At 45.7% G+C, this 13,661-nt stretch carries 9 protein-coding genes and 1 pseudogene; 5 read left to right on the forward strand and 5 right to left on the reverse strand.

Features of this window, described 5'->3' with window-relative positions:
* From DXB18_RS14950 to DXB18_RS14965, 4 genes are all read left to right on the forward strand, one after another.
* A partial coding sequence (locus DXB18_RS14950; RefSeq protein WP_118708715.1) for an LPD11 domain-containing protein occupies positions 1-7,188 on the forward strand: 7,188 nt, incomplete at its 5' end.
* Positions 7,188-7,520 (forward strand): plasmid mobilization relaxosome protein MobC, encoded by a 333-nt coding sequence (gene mobC, locus DXB18_RS14955; protein ID WP_002578947.1) that lies wholly within the window; start codon positions 7,188-7,190, stop codon positions 7,518-7,520. The genes DXB18_RS14950 and mobC, both read left to right, overlap by 1 nt.
* A 116-nt stretch (positions 7,521-7,636) precedes the next feature.
* Positions 7,637-7,921: a hypothetical protein gene (locus tag DXB18_RS14960; RefSeq protein ID WP_002578946.1), complete on the forward strand. Its 285-nt coding sequence runs from the start codon at positions 7,637-7,639 to the stop codon at positions 7,919-7,921.
* Between the two features lie 62 nt (positions 7,922-7,983).
* The gene (locus tag DXB18_RS14965) at positions 7,984-9,396 is read left to right on the forward strand and encodes a relaxase/mobilization nuclease domain-containing protein (RefSeq protein WP_002578945.1); all 1,413 of its coding nucleotides are present in this window, start codon (positions 7,984-7,986) and stop codon (positions 9,394-9,396) included.
* Between the two features lie 352 nt (positions 9,397-9,748).
* On the opposite strand, the pseudogene DXB18_RS14970 reads toward DXB18_RS14965, so the two are convergent.
* From DXB18_RS14970 to DXB18_RS14985, 3 genes and pseudogenes are all read right to left on the reverse strand, one after another.
* Positions 9,749-9,937: pseudogene (locus DXB18_RS14970) on the reverse strand (topoisomerase DNA-binding C4 zinc finger domain-containing protein); the annotation flags it as partial.
* A gap of 169 nt (positions 9,938-10,106) precedes the next feature.
* Positions 10,107-10,844 (reverse strand): 23S rRNA (adenine(2058)-N(6))-methyltransferase Erm(B), encoded by a 738-nt coding sequence (gene erm(B) / locus DXB18_RS14980; protein WP_118219131.1) that lies wholly within the window; start codon positions 10,842-10,844, stop codon positions 10,107-10,109.
* An 18-nt stretch (positions 10,845-10,862) separates the two neighbouring features.
* Positions 10,863-11,495 (reverse strand): N-terminal phage integrase SAM-like domain-containing protein, encoded by a 633-nt coding sequence (locus tag DXB18_RS14985; RefSeq protein ID WP_235844072.1) that lies wholly within the window; start codon positions 11,493-11,495, stop codon positions 10,863-10,865.
* A 382-nt stretch (positions 11,496-11,877) separates the two neighbouring features.
* On the opposite strand from DXB18_RS14985, the gene DXB18_RS14990 reads away from it, so the two are divergent.
* Entirely contained in the window at positions 11,878-12,255 is a 378-nt protein-coding gene (locus tag DXB18_RS14990) for a helix-turn-helix transcriptional regulator (protein ID WP_002578940.1), read from the forward strand.
* 162 nt (positions 12,256-12,417) lie between these two features.
* On the opposite strand, the gene DXB18_RS14995 is transcribed toward DXB18_RS14990, so the two are convergent.
* Both DXB18_RS14995 and DXB18_RS15000 read right to left on the reverse strand, forming a co-directional pair.
* On the reverse strand, positions 12,418-12,972 hold the full coding sequence (locus DXB18_RS14995) for an ImmA/IrrE family metallo-endopeptidase (RefSeq protein ID WP_002304410.1): 555 nt from the start codon (positions 12,970-12,972) through the stop codon (positions 12,418-12,420).
* Positions 12,973-13,023: 51 nt separating this feature from the next.
* Positions 13,024-13,473, reverse strand: a complete 450-nt coding sequence (locus tag DXB18_RS15000) for a helix-turn-helix transcriptional regulator (RefSeq protein WP_002304411.1) — start codon at positions 13,471-13,473, stop codon at positions 13,024-13,026.
* Between the last annotated feature and the right edge of the window lie 188 nt (positions 13,474-13,661).

The raw sequence follows: 13,661 nt of genomic DNA on the forward strand, positions 1-13,661 counted from the left end.
ATTCATTATGAACCCTTGGTCCTTCTTTTTTATAGGCTATGTTTTTTCACAGCCCCTTTTTCTTTTGCCCAGGAAGAAATCGACCACTTCCTTCTGCTTGGTAGCAATACCGATGAAGCCCGAAAAGTCGTAGCGCTGGAATATATGAAGCAGAAGCCGTTGGAAGAAATCGTTCAGACCTTAAAGCAGGTCTATCACGGCGGCTATGGTCTGAAAGAAGATAGCGGGAATATCTGTGCGTGGTATGCCGAGGACGGTATCCACCTTGCCAAAGGTTCCTCTGCCATTGACAGCCCCAGAGCGCAGATCGTTTCTTGGGAAACGGTTGCCGAGCGCATTGGAGAACTGCTTGAAAATGGTCGGTTCGCAACTAATGTGGAACTGGTAGAAGCATCCGGATATGAGCGTCAGAAGTTGGCAGAATCCCTGTGGCATCTTTATCACGATTTGAGTGAAGAAGCCCGTTCCAGCAACTATCTGGCAATTCTTCATCAGGAACCGTTTCGTGGTTTCCCTGACGAAACCGCAGACTTGGCTGAAAAGTTGGATGACCCTCGTTTCCACGCAACCTTGGTACAGCAGTATTCGGAATTTAGAAAAACCCTTGCGGAAAATCCCGATCTGCTTCGTTTTCACTATCACAAGCTGAATCTCATTCAGAAACAGCTGTATGAGTTGAATATGCCTTTGCGTGAGTATCAGACCGATATGATGCAGATGCCCCTTGTCCGCCAGTTCATTACGGATGATGAAGTCAATGCAGACTTGACCCGTGGAAGCGGCTTTTCCGGTGGTAAAGCCCGTATTTATAACTACTGGCAGGAGAATCATTCTGCCAAGGAAAAGATGGACTTCCTGAAGCATGAATACGGAACCGGTGGTCATTCCCATGCCTGCTCTGGTGCAACGCACAGCGGTCAGGATCACGATGCCAAGGGTGTTGCTTACACCAAGAGCGGTTGCGATAAATTGCAGATGTCCTGGGCGCAGGTGGTGCAGAGAATCGACGGTCTGATACGAAAGGGACGCTACCTCAGCCCGGAGGAAGAAGCGGAACGACAGGCTATCGAAGAAGCTAAAACTGATCCGTTGGAAGATGTTTATGACCGTTTCGCAGTGATTGATACCGAGGATGGCGAGTATGCGATCTGGGATAATCAGACCGATGACTACTATGTAGACCCGGAAGGCGTTACGGAATACTTCACGGACGAATGGCTTGCCAATGACTATTTGGAGGAAGTTCGTCAGTCCGTAGCTGCGATGGAGTCGGTTCAGCCAGAAGCGCCTGTGGCAGAGCCTGCCGAAGTTGTGGAAGCATCTGCTTCCGAGGAACCGAAATGGAATTATCAGGTCGGTGACACGGTATATCTGGACGATACAGCTTTCCGTGTGGAGCAGATCACGGACAGAGAAGTTCAGCTGCGTGACCCTACGCTTGCTTATCCCATCTTCCGTGCCGAGAATCGTGAGAATTTCGAGCGTATGCTCTCTCAGGACGAAAGAAACCATGCGGTAAGGGTTGATGCCCAAACCGAAGAAAAGCCCGTTACAGAGGATTTTCTGGGCAAAACCGAACCGAGGGACTACACCCCTGAGTATCAGCTGTTAGACCGTCTGCGTATGGACTGCGAATACTTCCTTGGTGCAGGACAGCACAGCGAAAAGCATCTGTGGGCAGGCAACCGCCATGCACAGATTGCCAAGATGCGTGAGCTGTATGAAATGATTCCCGACAAACCAGAATGGCTGACACCTGAGATGATTAACAGCTACGAGGAGCGCATGGCTCCCCGCTATCTGGTTGCCGCCTACCATCACTTTGAAAACGGCTTCGATGATAAACTGGACTACTACACTCTGGAAGAAGCGGAAAAAGCTGCCCAGGGCTATGTGGACGGAACCATGGAGGATGACGGATTCAAGTACGATGGTGCTGCCGTTTACGATCAGCAGGAGCATAAGTGCATCCGTATCTATGGGGACTACCCTGACGAAAAGGCACACGCACAGGTCAGAGCCAGTGCGGAACCCGAACAGCAGGAACCGGAACACTTCATCGATCATTTTTATGTTGCCGAGGACATTCAGAAGCGGGGTGCGCTGGACATCAAGGAATACAGTTCCTTTGATGATGCCCTGCGAGCCTACTATGCACTTCCTGACACGCAGAGAAAAGCCCTGGGTGCAATGAATACCAGAGATCTGCCGGGTAGTCTGGACTTCGTACAGTGCGTAGATGGAAAGGACACCATCATTCAGGATTATGCCCAGGTGGACGGATGGCAGAATGCCGAAGTCATGGACATTATCGCTCAGCTTGAGCAGTCCATCACCACCAGAGAAATCCCACCTGTTCCTGCGGTGAACTTCCACATCACGGATGACAACATCGGTGAAGGTGGACCGAAGCAGAAATTCGCAAGAAACATCGCAGCCATTGAAACTCTGTTCAAACTGGAAAGCGAGAACAGGAACGCCACTACCGAAGAACAGGAGATTTTGTCGAATTATGTCGGTTGGGGCGGTCTGGCAGATGCCTTTGACCCGGACAAGGGAAATTGGGCGAAGGAGTATCAGACACTGAAAAACCTGCTTTCCGAAGATGAATATGCTGCGGCAAGAGCTTCCACCCTGAACGCACATTACACCAGCCCTACGGTCATTCGCTCCATCTACGATGCGGTCGGACAGATGGGCTTTGAAACAGGAAATATTCTGGAGCCTGCTATGGGTATCGGCAACTTCTTTGGTATGCTCCCTCCTGAAATGCAGAGCAGCCGTTTGTATGGTGTGGAACTGGATTCCATCACCGGCAGAATTGCTCAGAAGCTCTATCCCAACGCAGAAATCAAAGTAGCCGGTTTTGAAACGACAGACCGCCGAGACTTTTACGATCTGGCTGTGGGTAATGTCCCTTTCGGCAACTACAAAGTGTCCGACAAGCCGTATGACAAGCTGGGATTCTCCATTCACAACTATTTCTTTGCCAAGGCTTTGGATCAGGTTCGTCCCGGTGGTGTGGTCGCTTTTGTGACAAGCCGTTACACCATGGATTCCAAGAACTCTGACGCAAGGCGATATATGGCGCAGAGGGCGGAACTGCTTGGTGCAATCCGTCTGCCAAACGATGCCTTTAAGAAAAACGCAGGCACGGAAGTCGTGTCCGACATCCTGTTCCTGCAAAAGCGTGACCATCCGATTGACATTGTACCGGAATGGGTAAACCTTGACCGCACCGAAGAAGGACACACCATGAACAGCTACTTTGTCGCTCATCCTGAAATGGTTCTGGGCGATACGGTGGAAGAAAGTACCGCCTACGGCATGGACATTACAGTGCGTCCCATTGAGGGCATGGAACTGTCCGAACTTCTGAAAGAAGCAGTTTCCCACATCCAAGGAACCTATCAGGCTGTGGAGCTTCCCGAAGCTGACAAGGGTAAGGAAATCGAAACCATTCCTGCAACCCCGGATGTAAAGAATTTCTCTTATACCGTGGTGGATGGCAATGTGTACTTCCGTGAAAACTCCCTGATGCGCCGTGTAGACCTGAATGAGAAAGCAAAAGACCGTGTGATGGGCATGGTGGAACTTCGTGGTATCGTCAACGAGCTGATCGAATATCAGCTTGAGGATTACCCGGATGAAATGATTACTCAGAAACAGGCAGAACTGAATGATGCCTACGATGCGTTTGCCGCAAAGAACGGGCTTATCAATAATCGAGCCAATGGTCAGGCATTTGCTGACGATTCCTCCTACTATCTCCTGTGTTCTCTGGAAAATGTGGATGAGGACGGCAATCTGAAAAGCAAGGCGGATATGTTCACCAAGCGAACCATCAAGCCGGAACGCAGAGTGACGAGCGTGGATACGCCGTCCGAAGCTCTGGCAATCTCTATCGGTGAGCGTGGCAAGGTGGATTTGCCGTTTATGGCACAGCTGCTTGGAACACCTGGAGAATACGATGCGATTCAGGCAGAGCTTCGAGGGGTGATCTTCAAAGACCCGATGGCTCCCGATGCTGTGGAAGTTGGATGGCAGACTGCCGATGATTACCTTTCCGGTGATGTAAGAAGCAAGCTGCGTGTCGCACAGATGGCGGCAGACAGGGATTCTTCCTTCCACATCAATGTGGAAGCCTTGCAGAAAGCACAGCCGAAGGACTTGGATGCGTCCGAGATTGATGTGCGTTTGGGTGCAACATGGATTGATGCCGATTATATTCAGCAGTTCATGGAGGAAACCTTTGAAACGCCGTATTACTTGCGCCGTTCCATTGAGGTCAAGTTCTCCGAGCTGACCGCAGAGTGGCGCATCAACGGTAAGAGTTCTCCCAACTACAACGATGTGGCGGCGTATGTCACCTACGGTACAGAGCGAGCCAACGCATATCGGATTCTGGAGGAAACGCTGAATCTGAAGGATATTCGTATCTATGATACGATTGAAGATGCAGATGGTAAGCAGAAGCGTGTCCTCAATAAAAAAGAAACTACCCTGGCACAGCAGAAACAGCAGGCAATCAAGGATGCGTTCCGAGATTGGATTTGGAGAGATCCGCACAGACGAGAAACCCTTTCCACCAAGTACAACGAACTTTTTAACTCCACCAGACCTCGTGAGTATGATGGCTCTCATATCCGTTTCGGCGGCATGAACCCGGATATTACCCTCCGTGAACACCAGAGAAATGCTATCGCTCATGTGCTATATGGTGGAAATACGCTGCTTGCACACGAAGTTGGTGCGGGCAAGACCTTCGAGATGGCTGCATCGGCTATGGAGAGTAAACGGCTTGGATTGAGCCAGAAATCCCTGTTCGTTGTGCCGAATCACTTGACCTTACAGTGGGCAAACGAGTTCCTGCACCTCTATCCGAGTGCCAAGCTCCTTGTTGCCACCAAGAAGGATTTTGAAACAGCAAACCGTAAGAAGTTCTGCGCTCGTATCGCAACGGGTGACTATGATGCAGTCATCATCGGTCACAGCCAGTTTGAAAAAATCCCGCTTTCTGCCGAACGACAGGAACGGCAGCTGCGGGAGCAGATTGATGAGATCGAGGGTGCGATTGCGGAGCTGAAATGGCAGCGTGGCGAAAACTTCACGATCAAGCAGATGGAGAAAACACGAAAATCATTGGAAGCCAGACTGGACAAGCTCCTTGCCGCTGACAAGAAAGATGATGTCATTACCTTTGAGCAGTTGGGTGTAGACCGGCTGTTTGTGGACGAAAGCCATGCGTTCAAGAATTTGTTCCTCTACACAAAAATGCGAAATGTGGCAGGTCTGTCCACCTCCGAAGCCCAGAAATCTTCGGATATGTTTATGAAGTGCCGCTATATGGATGAGCTGACCGGCGGGCGTGGTGTGATCTTTGCAACCGGTACTCCAGTAAGTAACTCGATGACCGAGCTTTATACGGTCATGCGCTATCTCCAGTACAGTACGCTCCAGCAAAAGAACCTGACCCATTTTGATTCCTGGGCATCGACCTTCGGAGAAACAACAACTGCGATTGAGCTTGCACCGGAGGGAACCGGCTATCGTGCCAGAACCCGATTTGCGAAGTTCTTCAACCTGCCTGAACTGATGAATATGTTCAAGGAGGTTGCCGACATCAAGACCTCTGACCAGTTGCATCTCCCTGTTCCCGAAGCAAAGTTTGAAACGGTTGTGGTTCAGCCCTCTGAGTACCAGAAGGATATGGTGGCTTCCCTTTCAGAGAGAGCAGCAGATGTTCATGCCGGTATTGTAGACCCGTCCGTCGATAATATGCTCAAGATTACCAGCGACGGACGAAAATTGGGACTGGATCAGCGGCTAATGAACACCCTGTTACCCGATGACCCTGACAGCAAGCTCAATGCCTGCGTGGGAAATATCCTGCGTATCTGGCAGGACGGTCAGGCTGACAAATTGACCCAGTTGGTGTTCTGCGACCTTAGCACACCGAAAAATGATGGAACCTTCAATGTCTATGATGATGTCAAAACCAAGCTGATTGCAAACGGTGTGCCTGCGGAAGAAGTTGCCTTTATCCATGATGCAGATACCGAGGCAAAGAAAAAAGACCTCTTTGCCAAGGTTCGTACCGGGCAGGTGCGAGTGCTTCTTGGCAGTACGCAAAAGATGGGTGCAGGAACCAACGTCCAGGACAAATTGGTGGCAGTTCACCACTTGGATGTGGGTTGGCGTCCGTCTGATATGACCCAGAGAAACGGTCGTATCATCCGTCAGGGCAACCGGAACAAAGAGGTTCAGGTGTATCAGTATGTGACCGAGGGAACCTTCGATGCCTACCTGTATCAGACCTTGGAAAACAAGCAGAAGTTTATTTCTCAGATTATGACCTCCAAATCACCGGTTCGCTCCTGTGACGATGTGGATGAGCAGGCGCTGTCCTATGCGGAGATCAAGGCGCTGTGTGCCGGCAATCCGCTTATCAAGGAAAAGATGGACTTGGACATTGATGTGGCAAGGCTGAAGGTGCTGAAAGCTGACCACCAGAGCCAGCAGTACCGTATGGAAGATAAGCTTCTGAAATACTTCCCGGCTGAGATTGAAAAGCAGACAGGCTATATTCATGGCTTTGAAGCTGATATTAAAACCGTGGAAGCACACCCGCAGATTGCCGATGGCTTTTGCGGCATGGAAATCATGGGCAAAGCCTACACCGAAAAGGCAGATGCCGGTGAAATCCTCCTTGCGGCTTGTAAGGACACGAAAAGTGCCGATCCGGTTCCTCTTGGCAGTTACCGTGGCTTTCAGATGGAGCTTTCGTTTGACAGTTTCCGGAACGAGTTCGATGTGACCCTGAAGGGCGCTGTGAGCCACAGAGTAGCCCTTGGAACGGACGCACGAGGAAATATCACCCGACTGGACAATGCCCTTGCAGGCATCCTTGAGCGCTTAGAACGAGCCAATGAGCAGTTGAATAATCTCTACAATCAGCAGGAAGCAGCCAAGGCGGAGGTTGGAAAACCGTTCCCGCAGGAAGCAGAGCTGACAGCCAAAAGTCAGCGACTGGCAGAACTGGATGCAGCCCTGAATATGGAGGACTCTGTGGAAAATCGTGACGAAAGAAGCGAGTCAGAGCGTCCTTCTGTGTTGGCTGATCTGAAATCCAAAGCGGAGCATATCCCGCCTGCAAAATACTCTGAAACCCGTGAGGAGGTGTTGTAATGGCAAAGCGAGATCAGGATGTTCATTTCCTTGCATCCAAGGAGGAGGTCGAGCGAATCCATGAGAAGATGGACGAGCTTGGCATCCGCAGCATGGGAGCCTATCTGCGGAAAATGGCTCTGGATGGTTACTGTATCAGACTGGATTTGCAGGATGTGAAAGCCCTGGTTTCGCTCCTGCGAATCTGCTCCAACAACCTGAACCAGTACGCAAAGCGAGCGAACGAAACAGGCAGCATCTATCGTGCTGACATTGAGGATTTGCAAAAACGGCTGGAGGAGATCTGGACGGACATGAGAGAAGTTCTTGTTCGCCTGTCCTCAATCCAGTAATCCGACAACTTGTTGGGAAGTCGCAGTTTCGGCTGCGGCTTTTACATAAGGGTTGACATCATTGCGTTATGGCAGATACCCTTGTACAATATAATTAAAAGAAAGGGGTTGAGCCTATGAAGCTGGTATTGAAGATATTGGCACTGCCGGTGCTGTTCGTTGTAAAAGTGATTTGCATTCTTGGAAATCTGCTTACAAATGTTGTGTCCTATGTAATTGGTTTATTGCTCTTGGTCATTGGCGGATCTGCGATTTACTGCATTGTAAAGGCTTTGTGGCAGTCCCTGCTTATTCTTGTGGTTCTTGGAATTGCGACAATAGCAGCGGTGTTCTTGCTCGTCTGGGCTGTTATGAAAGTCGAGAATATTGGAGAAAGTCTGGGAGCATTTATCAGGTCATAAGATAATATCAGAGAAAAGTCACCGACCGGTGGCTTTTTCTTTTTGGGAAGGAAGTGATGGGAATGGCAGCGACAAGATTGATTGCACTCCATGTGAATAAGGGAAAGACGGTCGCTCAATGTTTGGCAGACAGAACCGACTACTCACAAAATGCCGCAAAAACCAATGATGGCGAATTTATCAGTTCCTATGAGTGTGATCCAAAGACAGCAGATGAGGAATTTCTGCTTTCCAAACGGCAGTATCAGCATATTACCGGCAGACAGCAGAAGAACAATATCATCGCATACCAGATACGCCAGTCCTTTAAGCCGGGAGAAATCACCCCGGAAGAAGCGAACCAAGTCGGCTATGAAACAGCGATGCGATGGACAAAGGGAAAACACGCTTTCATCGTTGCGACCCACATCGACAAATCCCACATTCACAATCATATCATTTATAATTCGACCTCGCTGGATGCCACACGGAAATTCAAAAACTTCTTTCTTTCCGGTCTGGCGGTGCAAAGACTCAGTGATATGGTTTGCCTGGAACACGGGCTGTCCATTATTACACCGAAGCCGTATCGGGAGCGCCAGAAAAGAACTGTTTATCCCAAGAAGCGTACCCAGCGTGACGAATTATGTGATGCGATTGATGCGGTGCTGAAGCAGAAACCAAAGAGCTTTGATGGCTTTGTTCAGGCTCTGGCTGACATGGGATTTGAGTTCAAGGATGGAAAGCAGCCTGCGTTCAAGGGCGAGAATCAGAAGCGTTTCATTCGGCTGCGTTCCCTGGGCGAAGGATATAGCAAAGAGGAAATTCAAGCGGTTATCTCCGGCAAGAACCTGCACAAATCAAAAGGCGGCTCTGCCAAGGCTCCTGCCCCGAAGCAGTTCCAGATGCTGATTGATATTCAGGCAAAGATGGCCGAGGGCAAGACGGTCGGTTATGAAAAGTGGGCGAAGAAGTTCAACCGAAAAGAAGCTGCCCGAACGGTAATCCTACTGAAAGAAAAAGGCTTGGGCAACTACGACGATCTGACTGCTCATATTGAAAATCTGTCTGCCCGGTTCGATGCGCTTTCTGATTCTATCAAGGTCGCAGAGAAACGTATGGTTGAGGTTCAGGCGTTGCAGCAGCACATCAAAAATTATCGCAACACAAGGCAAATTTATATCGAGTACCGCAAGTCTGGATATAGCAAAAAATTCTTTGAAGAACACCGTCAGGAAATCACAATTCATAAAGCGGCGAAGCAAGCCTTTGATGAATTGCAGATTACAAAGCTCCCGTCCATGCAATCATTGTATGAGGAGTTTCATCAGCTGGCAGTCCAGAAAAAGCAGGACTACGCTGAGTACCGTCAGATCAGAAAAGAGAAAGAAGAACTGCTGATTGCCAAACGGACGGTTGAAACGATTTTGAATATCGACAGGCAGAAAGAGCAGGAAAAAGAGAAAGAGAAAGAGGAAAAGAAGAACTTCCGTTAAAGCAAAAAGCCACGGTCTGCACTCCCCAAAGGGTGCGGATCGTGGCTGCTTTTTTGCTTTTCGATTTCGGTGCTTTCAACCATGGGCAAATTTTTATTCTACTGTTCTTTGAGAAACGATTGAAAATCGTGTAGCCATCATCGGCAGATGATGTTCAAAGGGGATTGGGGATGCTTCCCCAACAAGCAAATTTGCGAAGATTGCACCGAAGGGAAAATCGAGAAAATGAGTGAACCTGTACAGGTTTACACTGCTTGCCAATTTGTGAGATTATGAATTTAGTATCGAGAATAGGGTACACCTAAATTTTGCAATGCTGCAACCCTATCATCGTTGCATGGATGAGTTGAGTATCTTTCGTTTTGATTCCTTTTACCAGGGTTTCTTTTCCCTCTAGTAATTCTTTTACATTTGTTTTGGTGAGTTTTTTCTTTCTAAAATGTTCAGCTAAAGTGAAGGTACATTCAGGATAATTTGAACAACCATAAAACGATTTTTTTAATACAATATTGTTGCCACACTTAGGACATTTTCCTACAAGGGGTCCCGAGCGCTTAGTGGGAATTTGTACCCCTTATCGATACAAATTCCCCGTAGGCGCTAGGGACCTCTTTAGCTCCTTGGAAGCTGTCAGTAGTATACCTAATAATTTATCTACATTCCCTTTAGTAACGTGTAACTTTCCAAATTTACAAAAGCGACTCATAGAATTATTTCCTCCCGTTAAATGATAGATAACTATTAAAAATAGACAATACTTGCTCATAAGTAACGGTACTTAAATTGTTTACTTTGGCGTGTTTCATTGCTTGATGAAACTGATTTTTAGTAAACAGTTGACGATATTCTCGATTGACCCATTTTGAAACAAAGTACGTATATAGCTTCCAATATTTATCTGGAACATCTGTGGTATGGCGGGTAAGTTTTATTAAGACACTGTTTACTTTTGGTTTAGGATGAAAGCATTCCGCTGGCAGCTTAAGCAATTGCTGAATCGAGACTTGAGTGTGCAAGAGCAACCCTAGTGTTCGGTGAATATCCAAGGTACGCTTGTAGAATCCTTCTTCAACAATCAGATAGATGTCAGACGCATGGCTTTCAAAAACCACTTTTTTAATAATTTGTGTGCTTAAATGGTAAGGAATACTCCCAACAATTTTATACCTCTGTTTGTTAGGGAATTGAAACTGTAGAATATCTTGGTGAATTAAAGTGACACGAGTATTCAGTTTTAATTTTTCTGACGATAAGTTGAATAGATGACTGTCTAATTCAATAGACGTTACCTGTTTACTTATTTTAGCCAGTTTCGTCGTTAAATGCCCTTTACCTGTTCCAATTTCGTAAACGGTATCGGTTTCTTTTAAATTCAATTGTTTTATTATTTGGTTGAGTACTTTTTCACTCGTTAAAAAGTTTTGAGAATATTTTATATTTTTGTTCATGTAATCACTCCTTCTTAATTACAAATTTTTAGCATCTACTAATATACCAATATTGCAGGAATCAAGATTAGAATACAAGTATTGGCATAATTTTTCCTGTTCAGCACGACTCAAAACTCTCATTTCCTTCGTTTGACGTTTTATCTGTATAGATCGTGCGTCACAAGAAATGGCTTTCCCGTTTCGGGTGGCAAATTGTAAGACATTTCGAATTAGAGATAAAATATCTGAAACAGTTTTAGAGGAAAGTCCATTCTCCTTTAATCCACCAGAAACAAGGAAAAAATTACACTGCGTTTCAATAAACTCGTGTGTTATATCACGCAATTGTTTGCTTCCGAACACAGGAAGTATATACGAGCTGAGAAGATTCCTATATTTGTTGCTTGTAGATTCCTTCACTTTAGGACATATAGCTTGAAACCATTCCATAGCAACCTGTTCAAATTGATCTGAGCTAATTTCTGGATCGACAGTGACAGAATTACTCGTGCACGAACTTTGACTGATAAGTTTTGCCTTGACTTCTCGATATGACTTTGCATAAACATAACCGTAATTGGCTTTGCCTGTAGAAGATCGGGACTTAATGTATCTTCCTTCCCATCTGCCGTCTTTCCTTTTGTAAATATTTTCTCCTTTTCGTGCCATAAGGTACACCTCCTTCAATATGACTATAATTCTGACGGCAAATTGTGACTTTGGAACTTTCTAAGATGGATTTTTGTGCAAAACCTCGTGTTTTATGTCCCTAACATATTGACAAACAGTGCGACAATTTGTAAAATAAAGATATAAACTAAAAAAAACAGAGAAGAATGCGATTCGTGGAGTAATGTACTCTACGAATTTTTTATTTTAAAGAACCTCAAGATAGCTCATATTGTCGTCTTGGGGTTCTTTTCATTCTATCATTTAATGCAATCTGCCTATAAAATTTTATCATATTGCATTTATAAATGCAACTTGCACCCGATGTTGGTTGTTGAGATTTTTGGTACATTTTATAATGTATAGCAGAATCATACACAGCATGGAGGTGATTGAAACGCAACCGGAAATTGATTACGTTAAGATTGGTCAGCGCATTAGAGCTGCCCGACTGGAAAAGGGTTATAGTCAGGCTGATTTGGGTGCGTTGGTTGGTTGCTCGAACAATCATATGAGCCATGTTGAAGTTGGACAGACGAAAGTTTCTTTGGCAATGCTTCTAAAACTGGCATTCGTCTTGGAAAAGAACTTTGACTATTTTTTACTGGATACCCCATATGCAAAATGCGACAGCATCATTGATAATGAGATTGCTGCAAAACTGAAAAAGTGTAATGTAACAACATTGATAACCGTAGGAAAGTTGATTGATGTCTTGATTGACCAGCAAGAGATGATAAAAAAAGCGGAGCTTGATTGATATAATGAAAAAGAAGCCCATTGACGGTACAGAGTGAACTGCTATGGGGTTCTTTTTTGCAGCACAATATACTGATTCTTTAAGAAGCAAAAAGTCCACCAGTCATGATGCACTACGCATCGTACTGGTGGACTTTTTCTGTAAAGATATAAAAATAGATATTCATATATCGCCATAACCAATGTCGTTATCGTAGGCATGAAGATCTTCTTTCAGGAAATCTGCTTTACGAATATACATCGAATTTACCAGCTCTCCTTTTTCGTGGAGCAGGCTGAATTTGTAGTCTAATAATGCTGCCGGTACATAGAGCATTTTAGCCGTTTCAAAAAATGTGTGTTCCGAAAGGCATTCCAGGACTTTCCCATCTTCTAACAGAAGCTCCGCCGCAAAGAAGTTTGCTTCATTTTCTTCGATTGATCTATCATCAAAAACTTCCATTTCTTGAAAGCCGTGCATCATAGCGATTTTTGTATGCAGGACAGCGTGTCCTAATTCATGTGCGACTAATATACGCTCCAGGATACCGTTCACATTGTGATCTATCACGATATTCTTTTGTCTGGACTGGTAATAGAAGAAGCCCTTCAATTTCTTCTGTAAATCGTAATAGTGGATTTTGATACCTAACAGCTGACATAGCTCGTAAGGGTCTCTGGTGTGATATTTTCGCACAAGCTTATCGACAGTTTCAATGATATGCTCTGCCGTTTTCATTTGCTTCACCTCCGAATCGCACACAGAAAACATATTCTGTGCTTGAGGATTTTACTCTTTATCTTTATGCTTTCTGTATTTCTTCGGAGTGTACTTTTCCCGTGCTGTTTTCTTAGAGTCCATATAAACTGACATAATCGCCTGGAAGAATACATCTTTTGCGTCCTCGTCCAATTCTCCACCGGCAAACAGAGAATTTACACGACCCAACACTTCCTGAGCTTCTTTTGCTCCTTTTGAACCGAAGTTTTCCTTTGCCTCTAAAATAAACATATCCTGATCTATATGGCTCTGGCTATCCGTTTCAGATTCGTCCAAAAGATAGGACACAGAGATATGCAGTGCTTCAGCAAGTTTTCTGATGTTGCTTTTTCTGGGGAGTGTTCCGAGCTGCTCATAGGTGTAAAGGGATCTTTCGGAAATGCCGGTCATCTGGGCAAGCTCCGTTTGAGATAGGTTCATAGCCAAACGAGCTTCTTTAATTTTTTCTCCAAATGTCATGGTAGTATCCTTCCTTTCAAAAAATATTTATTCGTAACTTCCGATTATTTGTTGACAAACTTCTGGAAAATGCTATAATAAGAATCATAACAGAAGTTTTAATTCCACTTAATTATATATCGGAACTTTTATAAAGTCAAGAACTTCCGATTTCACTTCTGTTATTTTAATCAAATATCGGAAGTTAT

Origin of the sequence: Clostridium sp. OM02-18AC (assembly GCF_003481825.1) — a bacterium.
Taxonomy (GTDB): Bacteria; Bacillota; Clostridia; order Lachnospirales; family Lachnospiraceae; genus Brotaphodocola.